The organism is Anoxynatronum buryatiense (genome assembly GCF_900182905.1).
In the GTDB taxonomy this organism is placed as follows: domain Bacteria; phylum Bacillota; class Clostridia; order Peptostreptococcales; family Tindalliaceae; genus Anoxynatronum; species Anoxynatronum buryatiense.
In genome coordinates this window covers 75,517-97,466 of sequence record NZ_FXUF01000008.1, presented here as the reverse complement: position 1 = coordinate 97,466, position 21,950 = coordinate 75,517, and the positions used below count along the sequence as shown (strand labels likewise).

Here is a 21,950-nt window from a genome sequence, read left to right as displayed (position 1 = left end):
CATGAGGGGCGGCTTTTACAGCAAGTTCAGCCGGGAGCATGAAGGCGCCTGGCAGTCTTCGTTGCTGACTCGCAAAAATCTTCATTTTTATGCCCAACTGGTGATTTCCCAGCGAAAAGCCCTGGCCATTGCACTGGTGGTCACGCTCTTACACACCATTATGGGATTAATGCCGCCCCTGGTGGCCCAGCAGATGATTGATCATCACATTCTGCCGGGAATCCGGGAGGGCATGCTGTGGTGGGCAATCCTGTTTTTCCTGCTTCAGGGCGGCGCCTGGTTTTTTGCCTATCATCAGCGCCTGATGACCCAGACCATCGGGCAGCGGGCCGTTGCCGACGTGCGTCAGCAGCTTTTTCACAAACTGCTCCATCTACCCATGGCTTTCCATGAAAAACAGCAAAAAGGCGCCCTCACATCGCTGGTGATGAACGATGTGGGCGCCCTTTCCGCTGCCGTTACCGACGGCATTGTGGGGTTCATCAGTGATACTGCCACACTGCTGCTCATGATCTGGATCATGTACCGCCTTCACCCCGGCCTGACCCTGTGGCTGCTGGCCACCCTGCCGGTGGTGCTGCTGGCCATGGCGCTGCTGGGGCGGCATATTCGCCAGGCCTTCCGGGAAGTACGGGAAAAGATGGCGGCACTGAATACCCAGGTGGAAGAAAATTTTGCCGGCATTCGGGTTGTCCAGTCCCTGGGTGTTCAGCAACAACAGGAACAGGATTTTCTGGATGTGAGCGAGGGGAATCTTCAGGCAGGGTTGAAAGCCATGGTGCTGCTGGCACTGGTTTTCCCCCTCACCTCCCTGACCACAGGAACCGGTACTGCTCTGCTACTGTGGTACGGCGGAGTACAGGTGATGACAGAAACCATAACACTGGGAATTTTTGTGGCCTTTCTGACCTATCTTCGAAAAGTCTATCAACCCCTGCGCAATCTGAGCGATCTGTACAATACCTATCTGGCAGCACTGGCTTCCCTGGACAGAATCATGTCTGTGCTTGAAACGCCCAATCCCCTGGCTGTCAAAGACACCCTCCCCCCTCTCCCGGAACCCCTTCGGGGAGAAGTGATCTTTCATCAGGTGTCTTTTGCCTACGATGAAAATCAGGCCAACGTGCTGGATAACCTGTCACTGGTACTGCGTCCCGGTGAGCGGGTGGGCATCGCCGGGGCCACCGGTGCGGGGAAAAGCACTTTAGCCGCCCTTCTGATGCGCCTGCGGGACCCCGACACCGGAAGCATCACCCTGGACGGCGTCCCCCTGCCTCAGATTCCACCGGAACAGCTTCACCGGTTCATGGCGGTGGTGCCACAGCAGGTATTTCTTTTCTCTGCCACCGTAGCTGAAAACATTGCTTTTGGCCGTCCCGGTGCTTCACAGGAGGCGGTTGAGACCGCTGCCCGGCAAGCCATGGCCCACGACATGATCATGAGCCTGCCGGAAGGGTATGACACCCGGCTGGGAGAAGAGGGAGCCGGTCTTTCCGGCGGCCAGCGACAGCTCATCGCCTTTGCCCGGGCACTGCTGAAGGATGCGCCTCTGCTTGTATTGGATGAAGCCACTGCCAGCATGGATGTTACCCTGGAAAGCCAGGTGCAGGCTTCTCTTTCAAAACTGCTGGAAAACCGGTCGGCATTGATCATTGCCCACCGCCTCAGCACTCTGAAACAGCTGGATCGTATCTGTGTGCTCGAAAAAGGGAAGCTGTCCGCCTGCGGCGACCATGCTTCCCTGATGAAAACCAACCTCTATTATCGTCAACTGGTGGAGAGCAGCGTGGCATCCAACCGTCCCACCAGTGCAGGATAAGGTTTGCCATACCGCAATGCAAAATAGGGAGGCTCCCCCGGCAGCTTCTCCAACCGGTAGCCTGCATAGCCTGCTTCCAACAGGCCTTTTTGCACTTCGATGGCCGTGTTCATCACCAAGCAGTTCTCAAGGAAAGCCGGTTCCACCTGTCGCCGCAAGTTCATAGCCAGCAGAAAACGCAGTTTGCCTCCGTAAACCCCTTCCCGCACCTTCACATCCCTCACCAAAAGGCCTGCTTCCATCACATTTTTCAGGCTGGGATAGTTGAAGGGCGAAACGGTGCACAACACCATGCCGCAGCCTCTGTGTCTGGCGTAATTCAACGATGGCCGCATCATTAGTGCCTGAAGCCGGTTGCCCCGGTAGTCCGGCCGCACCATAGAAGCCTCCAAATGGCAGACCCGAAGCATTTCTTCCTCCGGCAGATTCAGATCCCACGCCAGATTCTCATAGGAAAGCCCGGGAAAGCTGATGCTTCTTGCGGCAACCATTTCCCCTTCCACAAAAACGCCAATCATCTTTCCCCGGCCTTCCGTCAGAGCAATTTCATCGTAAAATTCCCGGGGGTCCGGCACAAATTTCTCCTGGTTGTCGATGGTGTCATAAATCTCCTGTTGCAATGCCATCACCTGATCAAGATGGGAATGATCCAAAAAGATCATCTCATAGGTTTTTTCTTCCGTGCCATCCTCCAAACGCCGAAGAATGGTGCCGGTCTCGATTCGATCCATATGGTCGCCTCCCTTCTGCCGAAACAGCGTCACTCAACAAGAGTGATCATGACGATTTCAGGCCGGTTGCCGGTGCGTATTGGCGGCCCCCATGTACCGTAACCAGAAGAAACAATGAGGGTTTGATCCCCTTCCTCCAGTTTTCCCCAGTCTTCATCAAACAAACGTTCGGTTATGAACCCAAAGGGGAACAGCTGCCCCCGATGGGTATGACCGGATACCTGCAGCCGAACGCCTGCTGCCTTGGCTTCCTGCCAGTCTTTGGGCTGATGGTCCATGAGCAGCACCGGTGTTGTATCCGAGTCAATTCCGTCCAGAATATCTCTCAACGGTTTTCGCGGTTTCCCGGTTAAGCGTTCTGATGCCAAATCTTCACGCCCGACAAGATAGAAACTGCCTTCAATGTGGAGCCCCTCGTCACGTAGCACCCGAATGCCTGCGGCCTGTAAATGGTGCACGATATCTTCCAGATGGCCGCCGTAATATTCATGGTTTCCCAGCACCGCATAGGCTCCCAGGGGAGGGTTCAGACGGCTGAAGATTTCATCCATTCGGTCATCGATGAAGTGATTCACATTTTCATCGATGATGTCTCCGGCGAAAAGAATCATGTCAGGGTCCATTTCATTCAACTGATCAACCAGTTTTTCCAGGCGCCTGCTTCCCACAATGGTTCCCAGATGGATGTCTGATACCAGGGCCACCCGGAGCGAAGATTGAATCTCCCCATCAGTGGCGGTAGCAGCCTCCTGTGCCGGTGGATTAAAAAATGCCACCTGATAGCCCACCTGCCGGGGATTCCGGGCATTCCATGTGCCGTAGACCAGGATTCCCAGCACCAGTCCCACCACCAAAAGTCCCACATGGTACCGCAGTAGTGCTGGCTGGTTAAAAGTCAGCGGAATGAAGGCGGCGGCCACCCGGATCAGATCAATGAGAATCAAGAACATCAACAAGTAAACCATGGCGGCCATCCAGTAGGCGCCGGCATGAATCAGACGGCGCTTCACCGGTGAAGGAAGCCTGTCTCCCAACAGCCGGACGGCCATGTACAGATAAACTACCAGCCAGTAGAGGGTCCATGCCATCCGCAGGCCCCGGGGTCCCAGTAAATGGCCAAAGGCCTGGACCCCCCGAAGGCCAATGTAATAGTTTAAGGCAGTATAGATGGCCAGCAACAATGCCACCAGTGGAATCATGCTCCATTTCATGGGTCAGTTCTGCTCCTTTTGGCGGCTTATGCTTCCGGATGATTTTGTTTCAGAACTTGAGGAACCGCCTCTGATATTTTAATCAGCGCATCAAACCGCAGTTTTTTACTCAGCACATACGCCACCCGTTCACCCTGGGGGGCATCCGATAAAAAATATTTGGGCGGCATCTGATTCAGCACCGTTGCCACCACATCATCTTCACAGTTATCGCAATCACACACAGGATCCTTGGACTTGTATTCCTTCAGTACTTCACGCACCAGCTTTTCCGTATAGTTTTCCAGCATGGTTCACGCCTCTCTTTCTCTTTGGCTTTACAGCCGTCCCCTTCTCTCATCTGCCGCTTACATTCACTCTCAGTACCTTTGAGCAAAGAAAAAATCCCTTCTCTTTTCATTGTCTTAATGATTCTATTATACCCGGCAGTCTTTGAATTTACCATGACTGTCTTTTGATTGTTGCCTCTTTATCTGAGAATTCTCCGTAATACCATGAATCTTTTAGCAAAACCAAAAAACCCCGAAGGAGAGAAAGCAACTTCTCTTCCAACGGGGATTTGCTGTATCTGTTTATCCGACAAGCTGAGCACCAGCATGCTTCAGCCTGTCCTTTACAGTTTAAAGGGCACGATGATAGCTGGATCCAACACACGGAAGGTGAAAGACTCTGCCACAAAAAGATTTACATTTTCTGCATCGTGCGATTCGTATCCGATGGAGAAATCGCCGCCGATGACCAGCTCCAGATCTTCATGGTCATAAGGCACCAGCAGGGCCCCCTCCACCACACGGCTGAACACCACATCGCCGCCGATGATATCCTTGATGCGTTTGATCAGAGGATATCCCTGAACTTCTGTGTTCACACGCTTCCAGCCTTCTTCTCCCACCACCAGGGTGAAGGGAGCTTCCTGGTAAGCTTCTTTCATAAGTAACACTGCCTTTGAAAGGGAATCCATGATCTCGCTGCCCTTTTCACCAAAGGGACGGTGTTCCTGCTCAGCGCTTCCAAAAAGTCCTTGAATGCCACCGGGTTCATATCCGTTGTAGACGGCATCCTCTTCAAACACAGCCATTTTTTCCATGGCTTCCTCAAGGGCATCCAGCTTCACATCCCGGGCACCGCGAATGATGTCATCCATTTCCCAGCGGCTCAGCGTAAAGGAGATGCGGGTTTCCACCAGGGGTTTCACTTTATATTGCCCGGATTTGACTCCGTTTTTATCACCATCCAGAATGGTCAGACGCCCTTCGGGAATGGACGTGTAGTTCCAACCCTTGGGTCCTTGCACTCGAACCACCTTGCGGGCTGACAAATGGGTTTTCAGAACATCCACTGCCCGTTCATCAATTTCCTGCCAGGTTTCCTGGGCCAGGGGTGCCAGCTCACGTTTCAACAGATCCATGATCGATTCCTCCTTTAGTCAACATGCCATTGGCGTGGTCAGTTCTTCCAATAATCGTCAGTCATTAATCGTCAGTCATTAATCGTCAGTCGTTTTTTTAGCCGTTACTTCAGATCACCAATTTTCAGGCTGCCGCTGCCGTCGAGCTTTCCGCCGCCTTCAGCATCGCCCTCTTCCAGAGAAGTGAGGTCACCTTCGGTGAAAAGATAGGTGCGCAACTCTTCGTCCCAGCCATCCATATTACGCCGCAGCCATTCCAGGGTCATGCAGGCATGTTCAATCTCTTCATCCCGGTTATGGGCCATGATTTTAGCCAGCTCTGGGTCAGCTGAAGCAACGACCCTCTGATTATACCAGTCGACAGCTTCAATTTCTTCTTTCAGGCTGTTCAGAGCTCTGGAGATATTTCGGGTCTTTTCATCCAGCAGCTCCATGGGCTCATGATAGTTTGACATGCAATCCGCCTCCTTCAGTGTGGGGTGATTAATCAGTACTGACTCATCAGCACTATTCATATTCGCAAGTAATTACCTACCCGGCCAAAACGTATTTTAAACATTTGTGTCGAAGAAATTCCATTCCAGAATGCTATCAATTCTTCGACCACGCCACACCGCTTCCATGATATACTGAGGTTAAACCATTAATCTCTCTGGGAGGTATGCACATGCGTATCAATGCTTTTGAACTGGAACGTTTTTTTGCCAAGTATGAGTTCTCGGCACCTTACCTGTTGGGAAGCTCAGATTGCGAAGCCATGAACATTGAAGACCTGCTGGCCCTTGAACCCGGCAGTGAAAAGGGCTTCCAAAAATGCTGGCTGGGATACACCGAATCCATGGGGCACCCTTTGCTGCGGGAAGAAATCGCCCATCTTTACAGTGAATGCAGTGCTGATGAAGTGCTGGTTCACAGCGGCGCCGAAGAGGCGATCTTCATTTTTATGAATGTGATGCTGCAGCCGGGAGATCATGTGGTGGTCCAGTCCCCCTGCTACCAGTCTCTCTTTCAGATTGCCAGTGACCTGGGCTGCCAGGTGACCCGCTGGTTTCCGGAAAACCAGCCCGACTGGCACTGGAACCTGGAGACACTGAAAGATCTCATCAAACCCAATACAAAGGCGGTTATCATCAACCAGCCCCATAACCCCACCGGGTATTTGATGAGCCGTGAAGAGCAGGCCCAGCTTATTTGGATGCTGAAGGAACGGGACCTGCTTCTTTTCTCTGACGAAGTGTACCGCTGCCTGGAGCACGACCCGGCCCTGCGGCTTCCAGCCGCCTGCGATCTTTATGAAAATGCCGTTTCACTGGGTGTCATGTCGAAAACCTACGGACTGGCCGGTCTGCGCATTGGCTGGATCGCCACCAGAAACAAAACCATTTTCAGGGAAATGGCCACTTTTAAAGACTACACCTCCATTTGCAACAGTGCTCCCAGTGAATACCTGGCCCTCATCGGGCTTCGTAACCAGCAGCAACTCATTGACAGAAACTTGGCCATTGTTGAAACGAACCTGACAGTACTGGACCAATTTTTCAAAGAGTATCCAGACTTGTTTGAATGGCAGGCTCCCCGGGCCGGCTCCATTGCCTTCCCCCGTTTTCTGGGAACTGCCGGTGCAGAACAGTTTTGCGTGGATCTGGTGGAAAAGCAAGGGGTTCTGCTGATTCCCAGCGTCTACTTCCACCATGGCGACAGTCATTTTCGTATTGGCTTCGGCCGACAGAATCTGCCGGAGTGTGTCACCCAGCTGGAAACCTATGTGAAACAACACCGGGAGGCGCTGTTGTCCTCCTGATTCCAACGTAACTGTTTAAGCCTTCATGATTTGGGTTATCTATGTATCAGAATGATTGTCAACCCATTCACATGATCCAAGGAGGCGTTTATATGAAAAGTTTTGGACAATTTTTGCAAACCGGTGACTGGAAGGGCGAAAAACACGTTCCCGTGATTCATGCCCCTGAAACAGTGAAAGCAGGCGAAGCCTTTGACCTGAAGATTTCCATCGGCGATGCCATTGGTCATCCCAACACTCTGGAACATCACATTACCTGGTTTAAGGTGTTCTTCCATGGCGACGGTGAAAAGTTCCCCGTTGAACTGGCCACCTTCACCTTTGCCGCCCATGGAGAAGGCGAAAACTTCACTGAGCCCACCGGTCTTACCACTGTCAAGCTGAGTAAATCCGGCACATTGTATGCCCAAAGTTACTGTAATATCCACGGCGTCTGGGAAAACAGCCAGGACATCACCGTGGCATAAAAAAAACCGCAAAAGCACCGTCAGACATGCGCCAAGCATACCTGACGGTGCTTTTTTGATGATTGCCGTGCTTTTTTGATGATTGCCGGTGCTTTTTTGATGATTTATGAAGGCGATCTCAGTTGTTCCAGCCTGGTCACTTTTTCTGTCTCAGTTCGTCTCCACCAGACAGCCAGACAACCGGCAGCCACCAGCACTGCCATGCCATCGGCAAATACCAGGGCTGTCCAGATTCCCGAGGCCCCCCACCAACGGGGAAACAGGGCCAGCCCCATCAGGGGAAGCATCAGGCTATGGCACAAAGCAATGACCAGAGACCACCGGGCCTGTTCCAACGCTGTAAAATAGATGGAAGCCATCATGGCCACAGGCTTCAGCAGCAGTGACCACCGCATGGTCTGAGACGCCTCCAGGGTGAGTGCCAGCGTCTCCCGGTGACCATCGACAAACCACATGGTGAGTGTTGCCATTCCCCGGGTCATGATCCCGAAAAACACGCCGCCCATCAACAATGACATCCCCATCACCCGCCAAAAGGTGCCTTGCACACGATCATCCTGCCCCGCCCCGTAATTATAGCTTAAAATAGGCTGGGTACCGTTGCCGATTCCCATGATCACCATTCCTCCCAGCATCAGCAGATACTGTACCAGCGTGAACGCCGCCACTCCCAGTGAACCGATATGTGACAGCAATGCCCGGTTCAGAAAGAAAGTGGTAATCCCCATGGCCAGGCTGTTGAGCATTTCCGAAGATCCATTGACAGCGATTGCCCCCACAGTGCTCAATTGAAACCCGGGCTTTCGAATGCGCAAGCCCCCCTTGTTGCGAAAGTGCTTTTGAACAAAATATCCCACAAAAATGAAGACACCCAGAGTTTGTGACATTCCTGATGCCAAAGAGGCTCCCATAATGCCCAAGTTTAGCACGTATAAGAAAAGGTAGTCCAGAGCAATGTTCAGCACAGAGCAAAAAGCCATGACACCACTTGCCAGATTGGCCTGTCCGTCGTTTCGCAGCGACTGCTCCAGGACAAAAAACAGGATGAGAAAAACGAAAAAGGGCAGCATCCCTTTCAGGTAGTCGGCGGCATAAAGGCCCAAGGAGCCGGAGGTGCCCAGCATGGTTAGAATCACAGGCATCAGCAGCAGCACCGCAACGGTACCCACCAGGCCAATTCCCACTGCCAGCAGCACCACCAGGCCCAGCACCCTTCCGGCCTCCCGGTTTTGGCTCCCGCCCAAAAGCACCGCGATTCGGGCATTGCCGCCCACCCCAATCATAACGCCAAAACCCACCAGCAGTGCCAATATGGGGTACAGCACATTGACCGAGGCCAGCGCTTCAGGCCCCAATCGGCGCCCTACCATCATACCATCCACAATCTGGTAAAAGGCCATGAACAACATGGATGCCACTGCCGGTGTTGCATTCCTGGCAATCAGCTTTCCCAGAGGAGCCGTCAAAAATCCCTGCTCTTCGCTACTCATCTGTTTTCCTTCGCTATTATTCTTAGTCACGTTTACTGTTGCTTTTTCCTGCATCATTCTAACTCCTTTTCAAGATTCCTTCACTGTCACTTTCACTGTCACCGTTTCTGATTCTCTTTCACCGCTTATCTTCCATCACTTCAACACCCATAAGCCAACCCCAGCACAGGTCTTTTCAAGTGCTCAGCCTCAAGGGTCCAAGGATATTGGCATGGTGTGCAGCGTTATAACAGGCGAGCCATCACTGATAGTAAGCTACCCGTTGCGTCATCCAGCGCTTGACGGTCTGTTTCCGGCAAGGTGTCCAAGTATGCTTCAAAGTTTTTCAGCAGGCTTTTTTCCGCCAATCGAAGCTGCTTTTCTCCTTCTTTTGTCAGCCGCAGCACGACTCTGCGGCGGTCACCAGTATCCTGCACCCTGTCCACCACGCCCTGCTCCACCAGCGAGTTCACCATAATGGACATGCTGGAGGATGACACCACCAGGCTGGTGGCCAGTTCCTTCAGGCTGATACTTGGTTGCAGGTCCAGCTCATACATCACCATGAAACGTTCTTCAGTGATGCCCATTTCAGATGATAAAAGCGGCAGCCATTCCAAAAGTGTTTTTCTGGTGAAGAGTGACAGGGTACTCAACAAGGTCATGAGCCTTCTAGCCTGCCCTTCACCTTCAGCACTGGTACGGGTAGACGGCTCAATCTGCTGCCGGGCACCTTCACCCTGGCTGTCCAGTGAAATATCTTGATCCCTGTTTTTCATATCTTCCATCGGTATCCTCCTTGATGTTCCCCTTGAGTTTCTCCGCCAGAACCTTCTTCTCTCGGTTGTTTAAGTTTATTTTCAAATTATTTTATATTAAAATCATTTTATCGGCAATCTATTCGTATGTCAATCTATAAATGTTTCAATGCTTTAAGTGGCGCCACCTCCACCACAACACAAACAGCCTGCCGGTACCATTTTTGTACCAACAGGCTGCTGCATGACAGTCTCAAACTGTCGACATGATGCGATAAGAACAATTACTCTGACGAAGAACAGCCTTGGAAATCTTGTCACTGTGTCTTCTGTCTCAAATTTGATCAAAAATGCTTTCCCTTTCATAGGCTTTTTACAATAAGTGTCTGGAGTAACGTTTTTTTACTTCGCCCATGGTAAATGAAAAGAGCATCAAGCTCAGGAGCGTTCCTTCTCTAACGTATAGTGGTAGCACAAACACAAATGAAATTGAGAGCGAAACGGCTACAGAAAACACATCTACCGCATAGCGCAGTTGAGTAAAGCTGTACCGTGTTTTTTCTGAGAGCAGCAGGCAGACGCTTTCAATAGGAAACGTGATAGCGTTTAAACTGACGATCATTCCAACTGCCGATCCCCCAATTAGTGTTCCAACGATTAAAGCAATTACACGTACCAAATAGCGCTCAATAACCCATCCTCCTAAAATCGTATAAGTAAAAAAGTTAATGAAAAAACCGAACAATACCACAGAGAAAAATTGGAGAAGGTATTTTTTCTTAAGCTTAAATCGTGTCATGTAGATGTAGATGTAGAGGAATAAAACGTTGATTGCCATGGTGATGGTGCCTACTTTAATGTCAAATGCATTTGCAAATGCGATATTCATGGCGTTAAAACTACTTACACCTATGGCTGCTTTTATGGTGATGCCAATGCCGAATGCAGAAACCATGTAAAAGATATATGATTTTATGAGTTTTTTATATAGATTCATAGATGCTTACAGCGATCAAAAAGAGCCAGCAAAACGATGTTTTTGAGCCACCTTGTGCATGAATAAGAGCCACCCTGGTGATGATGGGAGCCACTTTCAAATGGCCAAATGCGAGAGGGTGCCGGCAAAGCGCACTTTGCTTTGCCTTTACAAGGCACCCGGCTCGCATAGAGGCCCCGCACTTTGGGGCCGTTGCCCGCCTTTTGCAGCAGTTCGATTTAGCTGAAAGGCCTTTCGCGGACACAGCAGCCTGAACAACCACTTCACCTACATCGCGCCCTTAAAAGCCCGCGGTTTTAACCTTTTTCTTGCCGATCCCCAGCCGTTCCCGCATGGAAACCTGACCATCGATGAAAATGGTATGGGAGTCATGTACAATCCTATCCAGAATTGCATCTGCCAAGGTCATCTCGCCAATACGGTCATACCATTCTTTGGGCGGAAACTGACTGCAAAAGACAGTGGAGGCATTTTGATACCTGGCTTCAATGAGTTCCAGTAGTTCCCTTGCCTGGGTATCTGTTAGGGGAGAAAGCAACCATTCATCCAGGATCAAAAGTCGGATTTTCTTGTATTGTCGCATCACTTTTTTGTAAACCCCTTCACCTCGGGCAATGGCCAGGTCGTCCAACAGTTCGGGTAACCGGATGTACCTGACCGAATAGTAATTTCTGCAAGCTGCCATGCCGAAGGCACATCCCAGGTAAGATTTGCCGTTACCGGCTGCCCCCATGATGATCAGGTTGTGCCGCTCTTCAATGTAACTACAGCTCGCCAACCTGTGAATTTGATCTTTATCCAGTTTTCTGTCCCCGTGATAGTCAATGTCTTCAATGCAAGCCTGGGGATACCTGAATTTAGCGCTTATGATTAAGCGATCCAGCTTGTTGTGCCGCCTTCTTGACCATTCGTGATCCACCAATAGGCCAAACCTGTCTTCAAAGGAAAGTTCCTGAAACTGGGGATCTGTTATCTGATGGCGAAAGGATTCTGCCATCTTTGTCAGGCGCATCTGGATCAGTTTTTCAATGGTGGTGTGATTCATTGATCATCACCTCCAAAGTAGGCTGCTCCCCGGACAAAACCTTGGGACGACATAGGCTTTGGCGGCTTATCAGATGGCACCTTGTCTTGGCCTGTGGTTAAAATGGTTTGGATGCTTTTGACACTGGGACTGGGTGTGTAACTTAAACCCCTTTGACAGGCCTGTTCCAAGCGAACCAGGGAGTACTTGTCACCTAACTTCATCAGGGATGTACAGGCACGATAGCCTTGTTTCTCAACTTTATGGTTACCCAGCAAACCTTCCACTACGATGGCGGTGCTTGGCCCCACATCAACTGCCCATTTTCTGAAGTAGTCACTGTTCTGGGTCAGGTACTGGCGATGATTTTCCGGCATGTGTTCTGACAGGGTGACCCATTCGCCTTCCATCCCACGCACTCTTCGGTGTGATGCAATTCGGTGATGGTGGTAGAAGATTTCCACCATCCGGCTGGTGAGGCGCACATTCACAAGTTGCCGAATGTACTCGTAAGGGACTGAATAATGATTTTTGTCCACGTTTATGTGATAATTAACCTGTACGAGCTCATCCGACCAGGTGGCAAGTTCGTATGGGGAAGTGGGTAATGGTAGTAAATGTGCTTTTTCTTCTTGATGAAAGGCACTCATCCTGCTTCCCGGTTTCTTTTGAAAGGGTTTTTCGTTAAACTCTGCCAACTTTTTTCGGATGGCTTCGTTCAGCTCCTGGAGGCTGAAAAATTGTTGATGACGTAAAGAAGCAACAATCCAGGTGGAGATGATCCCTACAGTGCCCTCCGCTAACGGCTTGTCCCGGGGTTTCTTCACCCTGGCAGGTATGACAGCGGTACCATAATGTTCTGCCAGTTCATGGTAGGTGCGGTTGATTTTCAGTTCCGTGCGGTGAGCGTTGTCAACACCTGTCTTTAAGTTATCCGGCACCAGAATCCGGGCGACACCACCAAAGTAATTGAACGCATTCACATGGGCGTTGATCCAGCTTTCCATCTTCATATCCCTACAGGCTTCCACATAAGCGTATTGACTACAGGCAAGTACAGCCACAAAGACAGGAACAGGAATAGCTTCACCAGTCAGGTAATCTTTCAGGTAAGCAGGATCGCCTGCCCAGTCCACTTCCATGAGTTCTCCAGGTTTGCGTTTGATCCGCATGGTGGCTTTGGTTTTGTGGGCATACTCCCGGTAATACCGGCAAAACTGGCTGTACATTAATGGGATTTCGCCACTCAGTCTTGTCTTTTCGCAGTACTCATTCCATAACAAGCTGAGGGTGACGCCGCTTTTTGCCAGTTCTTTGTGGATGTACTCTGAGTCCGGTATTTTCCTGCTCGACTTAAGCTTTTTCTCTGGAAAAAGAAGGTCTTCCAGGTCTTGATCTGTCAGATCTTTCTCGAAAGGCCAGTGTATTTCATGATGTTTGGCTCTTTCCAGTACGTTACTGACAGTGTTGCGTGAGCAGCTACAACTTGCAGCAATGCCGCGTCCACTCACACCTTGGCTGTGAAGCCGAAGGATTTCTGTGTACTTGGTCATGTGATCGACCTCCTATTGATAATTAGCACTATTGAGTGCTTCTCATCAATATACCCTGGTGGCTCTCAACGATGACCAGGCTGGCTCTGTTTCATGCACAACGTGGCTCTAATTCGTCACACTGGTGGATCTTTCGCGAAAGAATACCCAATAGAACGCCTCCTTGTTAAAAATAGTATAAATGATGTATAATGGCATAAAATATGAGATATCTCACACCAAGGAGCAGTTATGAAAAATTTTACACTGGATGAAGCGGAATCCGAGCTTGGTTTTGATGCAACGCCACATATGAGATTATTTTGGTCTATTTCTGAATACGTACAGGTTAATGTTTTTGAAAATAAAGACCATATCATTTATGCAAATAGGCTTGTTCCAAGGCTCTATTTATTGATGAAAGGAAAAGCTAAAATTTCAGTTACTCATGAAGACGGCGGCAGCTCTATTGTTTATTTCGTAAAACCCAATGAACTGATTGGCGAACTTTCGTTAATAGACATAGAGGATCGTCCAAAAGATGTTATTTCAATAGGAACCTCCCTATGTTTATCGGTTCCAATGGACGTTGCGAAGTCAACGCTGATTAAAGATGCTCAGTTTATGCTTGACATGAGCCGTTATATTGGTACAAAGTTAATTGAGCGTACTTGGTTTAATGCGAAACAACAGCATTATGAGCTGAAATACCGTTTGGCCGCATACATTTTGCTTTGTGAGTGCGATGGCATTTACAATGAAAAACATACACAAAGCGCGGAGTACCTTGCAGTGAGTTATAGGCATTTTCTCCATACCCTCTCTCAAATGAAAGCAGAAGGGTTGATTAAAAAAGAAAAAAAGGGCTTTGCGTTTGATAGAGAGGCCCTTGAAGCGCTTGCTGAGGTGATGAGTTGAAGCCACAACACGATTGATAAACCATTATTTAATAGGGGCTTCAGAAGAATTGGGATATCAAAAAACGCCTTTGCTCGCATCTACCAGAAGGGGAGTGAGTCCGTTGTTGCAATGAAATTGGCCTGGGCCTGCATTCCAATGGCTGAAGACCGGTTGGTCATTCGATTGGCCCGTTTGGTGGAAGGCCGTTCCCGCCCCGCCGATTTTTCCAGAATATGAGTCGGTTCCCGGGCAAATTAATTGACGCATAAGCAGCCGTTTCGATAAGTTCATTTCGATCTCCAACAGGCAAACAGCTTCTCCACGTCATTGAGGAGAAGCTGTTTGCCTGTTGACAAAGCACGGTGAAAACAAGGAATATGGTGAAGGGCCGCCGGAGAATTAACACGCATGTAAGCATGGATCAGGAATGATTGTTGCTTCATCAATTTCACGGGTATATTTACTCATGAAAAAAACACTGGCAATCCAGAAACTGGAGGATATCATGGACTATTACGATTTAGTCGAAGACTCATTATCCTATATCGAAGAAAACCTGGACAAACCGCTGGATCTGGAATCTGTTTCAAACAAACTTAATGTATCCAGGTTTTATTTCCACAGAATTTTTTCTGCCGTTATGGGGACTTCTCTCAATCACTACATCCTTTCGAGAAGACTGAACGCATCTCTTCAAATGATCCTCAAAGAAAATGATTCACTTACTGATATCGCCTATGCACTGGGCTTTGGGACCCAGGCCTCTTTTACAAGAGCGTTTAAAAGGTATTATGGATACCCGCCAAGTCACGCCAGGCTTAAATCCATTAGTTTTCAACCCATGGATATCCCCCAAATTATCCGGCGACCTTTCAAGAATTTAAACGGAACCCTCATCACCGAGTTCAACATTGCTGCATTTGAAGGTATTTCACTTCTGGGACTCGCGTTTGAAATCGACTTGTCATCCGATGATTATAAAACAAAGATACGCAGTTATGTCAAGGAACTTATCCACGCAACCAGCATGCCGATAACCACAAAAAGCTATCTTGTGTATTCAAATTGTCAACCCAATTCATCAAAGTTTCGAGTCCTCTTTGGTATTCCTATAGATCTCTTCAACCCTGATCAGATCCAGCAACTGAAGCGCCGGTTTTCAAATATCCACCCGGCGAAACTTCCACGCATGTATTGTGCACGATTTGTCTATGCCGGTGATCTTTTGGAAATTGGCGATGTCTTTAAAACTGATTTTGCCAAAACAGCTCGTATTTCCAGATTAGAGATCCCTGAAACTGATATCGAGTTGATACAGGAATTTGAGACAATCGCCCATATCATGAATCATTACCACATTCTGGTTCCCATCAAGGAAGACACCTTATGACCACCGCCCGTCAATCTCTTTGAAAACTTTATCTGTTTTGGCAAGCTCACTTAGTTATCGCATGGATGCAGTGATGATTAATTCTTCTTTTGCTCCGGTTTCATGAATACTTGAGCCCAGCCAAGCCAGCATAAGGCAAAAGCCATGGGGACTGCAAAGATTCTGTTAACCGGATAGGGTACAAATGAAGCGAAAACGGTAAACAATGCAGCAAAAGCAAAGGTCATGGCGGGTGCTTTGGGAAACACCCTTGCGCGAGCTGTTGCGAAACCAAAAGCAAATCCACCGAACACATATAAAAAACCTGCTATCCCCACAATGAAAGGAAATACCCCCAGGTTTGTTTCATCTGGAGTTGCATCAAATAACCCCATCATGCCACTGACAAACTCCGGTGAACTGGATGCTATCAGCGGCAATACAAAGGCTTCAATAAATGCAAATGTCATGGACAACAGCCAGAATAGTCCGGTTAGCAGTATTCCCAGCAGCCCCAACACACCAGATTCTTTTACTTGTCTGACGTAAATCCCAACTAATCCTATAAAAATAAAAAGTGACATGACCATTGATAACAATGCAACCGTGAACCACATGCGCGTTCCTGCGTTTTCCAATTGACCATCAGGATGAATCAATTGAACAATCATGTAAATAGCTCCCGAAATCATGAGTAAAAAGCCTGACAGATGATACATGGTATCATTGGTGATCTTGAATGACCCTTGTTCTTCGCGTTTCATAAAAATCCCCCCTTTAAAGAAAGTACAGCTCTTACAATCATTGTAGTTCATGTTTGCACGACACGCTTTCCACATCTTGCTGTACTTGCGGGGGATTTTACCCGGTTGCTTCGGCCGGGTCCCCACCGGTTGCAGCGAAAGGGCCGGATCTGTCCAGGATAATCCTTTTCTAAAAATCGCATCATGCAGCCACTTTTTTGGCTAAGTTGCAAAAGGTATTGACAATTTTGACCACTGCGCGTATGATTGACAGAACATATGAAACCGATGAACCGGAGAAGTAACCCTGATCACTGAACTTCCCAGAGAGCTGCAGACGGTGAAATTGCAGCAGGTTAAAGACAGGATGAATGGACCGGTGAGGGCGGGCGCCAACCAGTATCTCCCCTAAGGATGATATTGCAGTAGCGGCCGACGGGATCTCCGCCCGTTATCCAGGGAGCACGCATGATGGTGCGTGAACCGAGCGGGTCTTTTTTAAAAGACCAATCCGGGTGGTACCGCAGGAAGCTGATCAGGCCTCTTGTCCCAGAATAGGGACAAGGGGCTTTTTGTATGCCCGCCAACGGAAAAAACCTCTGTCACGTCCAGTATCTGAGTCGTTCCCAGTTATGTGAACCCCCTCATAAACCCACGAACCGGCCGGTAAAATGACGGCCACCGAAAGGAGCTTTTCCATGACAAGCAAACACATCCCCTACAAAACTTACCTCACTGAAGACCAGATGCCTTCCCAATGGATGAACCTGCGAGCCGCCATGAAGGAACAGCATGATCCCTTTCTTCATCCGGGAACCCTGCAACCCCTGGGACTTGAAGATCTGACACCCGTGTTCTGCGAGGAACTATGCCGTCAGGAACTGGATACCACCACCCTCATGGTGGATATTCCCGAACCGGTACAGGCTTTTTACCGCATGTACCGGCCCTCTCCTTTGGTTCGGGCCTACGAACTGGAAAAGAAGCTGGGAACCCCGGCCAAAATCTACTTTAAGTTTGAGGGCAACAATACCTCCGGCAGTCACAAGCTAAACGCCGCTGCTGCCATGGCTTATTACGCCAAAGCCCAGGGGCTGACCTCCCTCACCACAGAAACCGGGGCCGGCCAGTGGGGCACCGCTCTTTCCACCGCCTGCGCCCATTTCGGATTAAACCTGGATGTGTACATGGTGAAGATTTCCTATGAGCAAAAGCCTTTCCGCAAAGCAGTCATGGAAACCTTCGGTGCCGGCATTACTCCCAGCCCCTCCACCACCACCCAGGTGGGGCAGGCCATTTTGGCCAAAACCCCCGACACCAACGGCAGCCTGGGCTGCGCCATTTCCGAAGCCATCGAAGCCTCCATGCGCAGTGACCAGAGCCGTTATGCCCTTGGTTCCGTGCTGAACCAGGTGCTTTTGCACCAGTCCATCATCGGGCTGGAAACCAAGCTGGCCATGGACCAGCTGGAAGAATACCCGGACGTGGTGGTGGGCTGCGCCGGCGGCGGCTCCAACCTGGGCGGTCTGATTACGCCATACATGAAAGAGCGGCTGGAAGGCAAGTCCCTCACCCGTTTTGTGGCAGTGGAGCCAGCTTCCTGCCCCTCCCTTACCCGGGGACGTTATGCCTACGATTTCTGCGACACCGGCCGCATCACACCCCTTGCCAAAATGTATACCCTGGGCAGCGATTTCATGCCTGCCCCCAATCATGCCGGCGGCCTGCGGTACCATGGTATGTCGCCCGTGCTTTCTAAGCTGTATCATGACGGGGAAATGGAAGCGGTCTCTGTGACACAGACCAAAGCCTTTGAAGCCGCTGTTCTTTTTGCCCGCACCGAGCAGATTCTCCCGGCACCCGAATCAGCTCACGCCATTTACGGAGCTATTCAGGAAGCACTGGCCTGCAAAGAAAGCGGCGAAGCCAAAACCATTCTTTTTGGCCTCACCGGCACCGGCTATTTTGACATGAAGGCTTATCAGCAATATAACGAGGGCACCATGACCGACTACATCCCTTCGGATGAGGATCTTCAACAAGGCTTCGACGGCCTTCCGCAAGTGGATTCAACTCTACGGGATGCCGCTGGCTGCTGTTAATCTTTTTCTGCTGCGGCCCTGTCAGTGGTTGCATCGCGTCGATGAACATCACACCATTTTGTCTCCAGGATTCTGTCGGCCATCCTGTTATCTCCCAGTGGAACTCTTGTTTTTCAATGTGGTATAATGGGAATACTAACCACCGGCAAGGAGGCGTTTTCTTTGGATTATGAAACCATTTTTAAAGCACTGGGGGAAGGCACCCGGATTAAAATCGTCAAACTGCTTTCCATCAAACCTATGTATGTCTGCGAACTGGAGTCAGTGCTTGAAATGAGTCAGCCCAGAATTTCTCAGCATCTGCGCATCCTAAAACAGGCAGGGCTGTTGAACATGCAGAAGGAGGGCCAGCGGGCGGTTTACTCTCTGAAAGAAGCGGTTTTTGAAGCCTGGATCACCGGTTTTACCGATTTTCTTCGTCAGCCTCTGGAAACCCTGCCGGAATACCAGCCGGAAGTTAACCGTATTGCAGCCATTGCTGATGACCCCAGTATTGCCATCTGTAAAAACGCATAATGATATCGCCGACACTCAAACGACCTCCCTTTCGGGAGGCCGTTTCGTATTTCTGTGTTCTATTTGGGCGGCAGCAGCTTGTCAAAATGCAGTTCCATGATATAGCGGTGATGGCCTTCGCCATACTCATCCTCATTTTCACCGGTAATTTCAAATCCGATCTTTTCTTTATAAAGGCGAATGGCCGGTGCATTCTCCACGTCCACTGTCAGGCCCATTTTGGAGAAGCCCTGGTCTTCCAGATTGCGAATAATGGCCGCGAGAAAATGGTATCCCAATCCCTGGCCCTGTAACTCTTCCGAAATGGCATAATCAAACAGGTAACATTTTTGAAGGTCTTCCCAATCACGCATAAGAATGGCCAGCCCGATGATCCGCTTCTTGTCTTCTTCACGCAACACAAAAACGTTTCCGTGACGAATTTGCGGTACCAGCCCCCATTCATCCATTCCCAAATCGCCAAATATATCCAAGCCAAAATTGACCATGCGTTTCAGCAAGTTAACATTGTAATCCTGAACCAAATAAACTTTCAGATTTCCAATATCACCGTCCAGATTTTCAACCACTTTTCGGGGTAGCTTCGATGCTTCTTCTAAATACAAAAAACCAACTCCTTATTCATTTTTTCGGGATTTTTTTCATTATAAATCAAGAAGTGAGATTTTGCAAATATTTGCGGGTTTGCAAAACCCTTGAAGTCTTTGAAACAAGGGGCCTGTCCCCATTTGAAAAAAGAAGCCCCCAACAACTGGCGGCTTCTTTTTCTTCGGCTAATACACACCACCCAGAAGGTGTGTTTAGACCTGGAACTTGCTGATGATTTCCTGAAGTTCTTCGGCAATCTGGGTTAGTCCATCACTGGCATTGGCAATTTCTGCCATAGACGCAGACTGTTCTTCCACCGAAGCCGATGCTTCTTCGGTGCCTGCCGCATTTTCTTCGGCAATGGCCGACAGGTTTTGCATCAGCTGCACCAGCTTAGCCAGACTGGTATTCATGTTTTCAGTGGTTTCATTCAGCTTTGCCATCACCTGTTGGCTGGTGTCAATGGAACTGGCAATGGTATTGAAACGAACTTCAGTCTCATGAACACTCTTGGTTTGAGATGACACGATTTCTTTCACCTGCTGCATCGTGCCGACAGCATTGGTGGACTTATTTCGCAGCTCATCGATCACCATTTTGATTTCATCATTAAAGCTTTTGGATTGCTCTGCCAGTTTACGGATTTCATCGGCCACCACCGCAAATCCCCGGCCGGCTTCGCCGGCCCGTGCCGCTTCAATGGCTGCATTCAATGCCAGCAGGTTTGTCTGATCAGAGATGCTCTGAATCATGGCACTGGCCTGTTCAATTCGCTCTGCACTCTGATGGTTACTGTTGATAATGTCAGCCACTGTCTCGTTGGCTTCGTTGCTTTGGGCTGTTTTGGCCACAAGATCTTTCAGAATGATAAATCCTTCTTCCTTATTTTTTTCAATTTCTCCCACTGCCTGATTCAGCTCCAGCATCAGTTGCTGATTCTGGTCCAGCATACGTCCCATTTTATCCACATTCTCCGCTGAAATCTCTGTGTCTTTTGCCTGTTCACTGGCCCCACGGGCGATCTCTTCGATGGTTTTGGCCACTTCATCAGAAGCTGTTGCCGACTGGGCGGAGGTGGCCGAAAGCTCTTCCGATGATGCCGCCACCTGCTCTGCAGCACCTGCCGTTTTGACAATGAAACTGCGCACATTATCCTCCATGGCTTTGATGGCCCTGGTGATGATTCCGATTTCATCGGCCCGCTCCAGGTAACGCATGGTGGGAGAATGTTCGTCAATCCGAAAATCCAGCTGTTCCTGTTTTTGTATGGTGCCTGTCACTGCCAGAATGGGCTTGGCGATATTGTTGCTGACCACATACACCACCGCAACACCGATGAGCAGTGCTGCCAGCACCACGATGACCAAGATATTTCGCAATGCGTTGACTTCAGCTAAGATTTCGTCGGTTTCCACTCCTACAACGACATTCCACGGGCTTCCTTCCACCGGGAAGAATCCAACTCTTCGCCCTATTCCGTCAAGGTCGTATTCGCCATTACCGGGAATACGGTTAATCACTTTGCCTCCCAGCACATCTGCTATCTCTTTCAATTCGGGTTCAGTTTTAGCTCTTTCAATGAAGTTTTCCTGATTAAGCACGTACTCAATGTTGGAGTGGGCCACAATGGTTCCCTGATCATTAACCATGTAACCGTACCCGGTCTCTCCAAAAGAAATCGCCTTGGCCAGTTCACTCATGAACATGGCATCTTTAGCCCCAAAAAAAACACCAATCTGCTCACCGTTCCTGTGAATAGGTGCGGCGAAAATGACAATGGGCGAGTTGGTCACACGGCTGATCAAGATGTCTGAAGCCGTCGGTGTTCCCTGCATCGCTCCCTTAAAATAGTCACGGTCACCCACATCGGTCGTGGCTCCGGATCCGTCAAGGGAGACACTTCCCCCCTGCCGGTCAGTCAATGCGAAAGAGATGTATCCGGCCCGATGGGCTTCACTTACCATAAAGGCCACCCGGTCTGCTTCAGAAACAGTTTCATCCGTAATGATGGAATTCTGGGCAAGTCCGGCAATATACTGAAGCTCCCCGTCCCGGACGGCTTCGATATACTTTGCTTCCTGTCTTGCGGTGTTCATCAGTGTATCATAGGCATCTTGTATAACCGTCTCCGATGTGATGCGAATAGCGATGAGTCCCATGGTGGTTGAGATGACTAAAATGATTGCTGCAAATGATAAGATTAGTCTGCTTTTAATTGATTTCAATTTTTTTCCTCCTGCGACGTTTGTCATTTGATTTGATTTGATATGATTTGGCATGTGTCGATTGCTTCTTCTCTGCTGTTACTGCGAGAGGGTTGACTGGTGAGTGAACTGCCACTGATAATCTCAACAAATCCGCTTCCGTCGCAAAAGTGTTCTTTATCTATGGTTCTCTCTTCCTTCAATTCACTATCGCTATCGCTATCTCATCAATAGCCCCTTGCCGTTGACAGATGCAGCCACCTCCTCCGTGCTTTATTTCGACTTTCTTTATTTGAGTGATTTAACTAGTA

Annotated in this window: 20 protein-coding genes and 1 other annotated feature; of the genes, 7 read left to right on the top strand and 13 right to left on the bottom strand. The window is 49.4% G+C overall.

What is annotated here, in order from left to right:
• The first annotated feature begins 1 nt into the window (after position 1).
• Positions 2–1,819, top strand: coding sequence for an ABC transporter ATP-binding protein (locus tag QOL74_RS11245; RefSeq protein ID WP_283409576.1), 1,818 nt, complete (start codon positions 2–4; stop codon positions 1,817–1,819).
• Here QOL74_RS11245 and QOL74_RS11240 read toward each other — a convergent pair.
• The 5 genes from QOL74_RS11240 to QOL74_RS11220 all read right to left on the bottom strand — a co-directional run bounded on the left by QOL74_RS11240 (position 1,768) and on the right by QOL74_RS11220 (position 5,624).
• Positions 1,768–2,550 carry a GNAT family N-acetyltransferase gene (locus QOL74_RS11240; RefSeq protein WP_283409575.1) on the bottom strand — a complete coding sequence of 261 codons (783 nt, stop codon included), beginning with the start codon at positions 2,548–2,550 and terminating at the stop codon, positions 1,768–1,770. The two genes, QOL74_RS11245 and QOL74_RS11240, sit on opposite strands and share 52 nt — an antisense overlap.
• Before the next feature lie 29 nt (positions 2,551–2,579).
• Positions 2,580–3,761, bottom strand: coding sequence for a metallophosphoesterase (locus QOL74_RS11235; protein ID WP_283409574.1), 1,182 nt, complete (start codon positions 3,759–3,761; stop codon positions 2,580–2,582).
• Between the two features lie 26 nt (positions 3,762–3,787).
• Complete coding sequence (locus tag QOL74_RS11230) at positions 3,788–4,051, bottom strand: late competence development ComFB family protein (RefSeq protein WP_283409573.1); 264 nt, start codon at positions 4,049–4,051, stop codon at positions 3,788–3,790.
• Between the two features lie 323 nt (positions 4,052–4,374).
• Positions 4,375–5,169 carry a family 1 encapsulin nanocompartment shell protein gene (locus QOL74_RS11225; protein WP_283409572.1) on the bottom strand — a complete coding sequence of 265 codons (795 nt, stop codon included), beginning with the start codon at positions 5,167–5,169 and terminating at the stop codon, positions 4,375–4,377.
• 104 nt (positions 5,170–5,273) lie between these two features.
• Positions 5,274–5,624, bottom strand: coding sequence for an encapsulin-associated ferritin-like protein (locus QOL74_RS11220; protein ID WP_283409571.1), 351 nt, complete (start codon positions 5,622–5,624; stop codon positions 5,274–5,276).
• A gap of 212 nt (positions 5,625–5,836) precedes the next feature.
• Between QOL74_RS11220 and QOL74_RS11215 the strand changes: the two genes are divergently transcribed.
• Positions 5,837–6,970, top strand: a complete 1,134-nt coding sequence (locus QOL74_RS11215; RefSeq protein ID WP_283409570.1) for an aminotransferase class I/II-fold pyridoxal phosphate-dependent enzyme — start codon at positions 5,837–5,839, stop codon at positions 6,968–6,970.
• A 92-nt stretch (positions 6,971–7,062) separates the two neighbouring features.
• Positions 7,063–7,437, top strand: coding sequence for a class II SORL domain-containing protein (locus tag QOL74_RS11210; protein WP_283409569.1), 375 nt, complete (start codon positions 7,063–7,065; stop codon positions 7,435–7,437).
• Between the two features lie 104 nt (positions 7,438–7,541).
• On the opposite strand, the gene QOL74_RS11205 is transcribed toward QOL74_RS11210, so the two are convergent.
• From QOL74_RS11205 to istA, 5 genes are all read right to left on the bottom strand, one after another.
• Complete coding sequence (locus tag QOL74_RS11205; RefSeq protein ID WP_283409568.1) at positions 7,542–8,981, bottom strand: MATE family efflux transporter; 1,440 nt, start codon at positions 8,979–8,981, stop codon at positions 7,542–7,544.
• Positions 8,982–9,151: 170 nt separating this feature from the next.
• Positions 9,152–9,694 carry a MarR family winged helix-turn-helix transcriptional regulator gene (locus tag QOL74_RS11200; RefSeq protein WP_283409567.1) on the bottom strand — a complete coding sequence of 181 codons (543 nt, stop codon included), beginning with the start codon at positions 9,692–9,694 and terminating at the stop codon, positions 9,152–9,154.
• A 343-nt stretch (positions 9,695–10,037) separates the two neighbouring features.
• The gene (locus QOL74_RS11195; protein WP_283409566.1) at positions 10,038–10,661 is read right to left on the bottom strand and encodes a YczE/YyaS/YitT family protein; all 624 of its coding nucleotides are present in this window, start codon (positions 10,659–10,661) and stop codon (positions 10,038–10,040) included.
• Between the two features lie 280 nt (positions 10,662–10,941).
• Entirely contained in the window at positions 10,942–11,706 is a 765-nt protein-coding gene (gene istB, locus QOL74_RS11190; RefSeq protein ID WP_283409565.1) for an IS21-like element helper ATPase IstB, read from the bottom strand.
• On the bottom strand, positions 11,703–13,238 hold the full coding sequence (istA, locus tag QOL74_RS11185) for an IS21 family transposase (RefSeq protein ID WP_283409564.1): 1,536 nt from the start codon (positions 13,236–13,238) through the stop codon (positions 11,703–11,705). Before istA ends, istB begins: the two co-directional genes overlap by 4 nt.
• A 231-nt stretch (positions 13,239–13,469) precedes the next feature.
• On the opposite strand from istA, the gene QOL74_RS11180 reads away from it, so the two are divergent.
• Both QOL74_RS11180 and QOL74_RS11175 read left to right on the top strand, forming a co-directional pair.
• Positions 13,470–14,135, top strand: coding sequence for a cyclic nucleotide-binding domain-containing protein (locus QOL74_RS11180; RefSeq protein WP_283409563.1), 666 nt, complete (start codon positions 13,470–13,472; stop codon positions 14,133–14,135).
• Positions 14,136–14,544: 409 nt separating this feature from the next.
• On the top strand, positions 14,545–15,507 hold the full coding sequence (locus tag QOL74_RS11175) for a helix-turn-helix transcriptional regulator (protein ID WP_346771746.1): 963 nt from the start codon (positions 14,545–14,547) through the stop codon (positions 15,505–15,507).
• A gap of 77 nt (positions 15,508–15,584) precedes the next feature.
• Here the strand turns inward: QOL74_RS11175 and QOL74_RS11170 are convergent, their stop codons facing one another.
• Positions 15,585–16,301 (bottom strand): hypothetical protein, encoded by a 717-nt coding sequence (locus QOL74_RS11170; RefSeq protein ID WP_283409562.1) that lies wholly within the window; start codon positions 16,299–16,301, stop codon positions 15,585–15,587.
• Positions 16,302–16,508: 207 nt separating this feature from the next.
• Positions 16,509–16,784 (top strand) — a binding site (T-box leader).
• Between the two features lie 143 nt (positions 16,785–16,927).
• Here QOL74_RS11170 and QOL74_RS11165 point away from each other — a divergent pair.
• On the top strand, positions 16,928–18,331 hold the full coding sequence (locus QOL74_RS11165) for a TrpB-like pyridoxal phosphate-dependent enzyme (RefSeq protein WP_283409561.1): 1,404 nt from the start codon (positions 16,928–16,930) through the stop codon (positions 18,329–18,331).
• 162 nt (positions 18,332–18,493) lie between these two features.
• Complete coding sequence (locus tag QOL74_RS11160) at positions 18,494–18,847, top strand: ArsR/SmtB family transcription factor (protein WP_283409560.1); 354 nt, start codon at positions 18,494–18,496, stop codon at positions 18,845–18,847.
• 59 nt (positions 18,848–18,906) lie between these two features.
• On the opposite strand, the gene QOL74_RS11155 is transcribed toward QOL74_RS11160, so the two are convergent.
• Both QOL74_RS11155 and QOL74_RS11150 read right to left on the bottom strand, forming a co-directional pair.
• Complete coding sequence (locus tag QOL74_RS11155; protein WP_283409559.1) at positions 18,907–19,452, bottom strand: GNAT family N-acetyltransferase; 546 nt, start codon at positions 19,450–19,452, stop codon at positions 18,907–18,909.
• Between the two features lie 195 nt (positions 19,453–19,647).
• A complete protein-coding gene (locus QOL74_RS11150) occupies positions 19,648–21,660 on the bottom strand; it encodes a methyl-accepting chemotaxis protein (protein WP_283409558.1) in 2,013 nt (670 codons plus the stop codon).
• Between the last annotated feature and the right edge of the window lie 290 nt (positions 21,661–21,950).

What these genes read in the sequence shown, in the direction of transcription:
- QOL74_RS11170 (WP_283409562.1), bottom strand. Translation starts at nt 16,301, where the DNA reads ATGAACTACAATGATTGTAAGAGCTGTACTTTCTTTAAAGGGGGGATT.
- QOL74_RS11195 (WP_283409566.1), bottom strand. Translation starts at nt 10,661, where the DNA reads ATGAATCTATATAAAAAACTCATAAAATCATATATCTTTTACATGGTT.
- QOL74_RS11245 (WP_283409576.1), top strand. Translation starts at nt 2, where the DNA reads ATGAGGGGCGGCTTTTACAGCAAGTTCAGCCGGGAGCATGAAGGCGCC.
- QOL74_RS11180 (WP_283409563.1), top strand. Translation starts at nt 13,470, where the DNA reads ATGAAAAATTTTACACTGGATGAAGCGGAATCCGAGCTTGGTTTTGAT.
- QOL74_RS11215 (WP_283409570.1), top strand. Translation starts at nt 5,837, where the DNA reads ATGCGTATCAATGCTTTTGAACTGGAACGTTTTTTTGCCAAGTATGAG.
- QOL74_RS11165 (WP_283409561.1), top strand. Translation starts at nt 16,928, where the DNA reads ATGACAAGCAAACACATCCCCTACAAAACTTACCTCACTGAAGACCAG.
- QOL74_RS11210 (WP_283409569.1), top strand. Translation starts at nt 7,063, where the DNA reads ATGAAAAGTTTTGGACAATTTTTGCAAACCGGTGACTGGAAGGGCGAA.
- QOL74_RS11200 (WP_283409567.1), bottom strand. Translation starts at nt 9,694, where the DNA reads ATGGAAGATATGAAAAACAGGGATCAAGATATTTCACTGGACAGCCAG.
- QOL74_RS11240 (WP_283409575.1), bottom strand. Translation starts at nt 2,550, where the DNA reads ATGGATCGAATCGAGACCGGCACCATTCTTCGGCGTTTGGAGGATGGC.
- QOL74_RS11205 (WP_283409568.1), bottom strand. Translation starts at nt 8,981, where the DNA reads ATGCAGGAAAAAGCAACAGTAAACGTGACTAAGAATAATAGCGAAGGA.
- QOL74_RS11235 (WP_283409574.1), bottom strand. Translation starts at nt 3,761, where the DNA reads ATGAAATGGAGCATGATTCCACTGGTGGCATTGTTGCTGGCCATCTAT.
- QOL74_RS11230 (WP_283409573.1), bottom strand. Translation starts at nt 4,051, where the DNA reads ATGCTGGAAAACTATACGGAAAAGCTGGTGCGTGAAGTACTGAAGGAA.
- QOL74_RS11220 (WP_283409571.1), bottom strand. Translation starts at nt 5,624, where the DNA reads ATGTCAAACTATCATGAGCCCATGGAGCTGCTGGATGAAAAGACCCGA.
- QOL74_RS11175 (WP_346771746.1), top strand. Translation starts at nt 14,545, where the DNA reads ATGATTGTTGCTTCATCAATTTCACGGGTATATTTACTCATGAAAAAA.
- QOL74_RS11225 (WP_283409572.1), bottom strand. Translation starts at nt 5,169, where the DNA reads ATGGATCTGTTGAAACGTGAGCTGGCACCCCTGGCCCAGGAAACCTGG.
- istB (WP_283409565.1), bottom strand. Translation starts at nt 11,706, where the DNA reads ATGAATCACACCACCATTGAAAAACTGATCCAGATGCGCCTGACAAAG.
- istA (WP_283409564.1), bottom strand. Translation starts at nt 13,238, where the DNA reads ATGACCAAGTACACAGAAATCCTTCGGCTTCACAGCCAAGGTGTGAGT.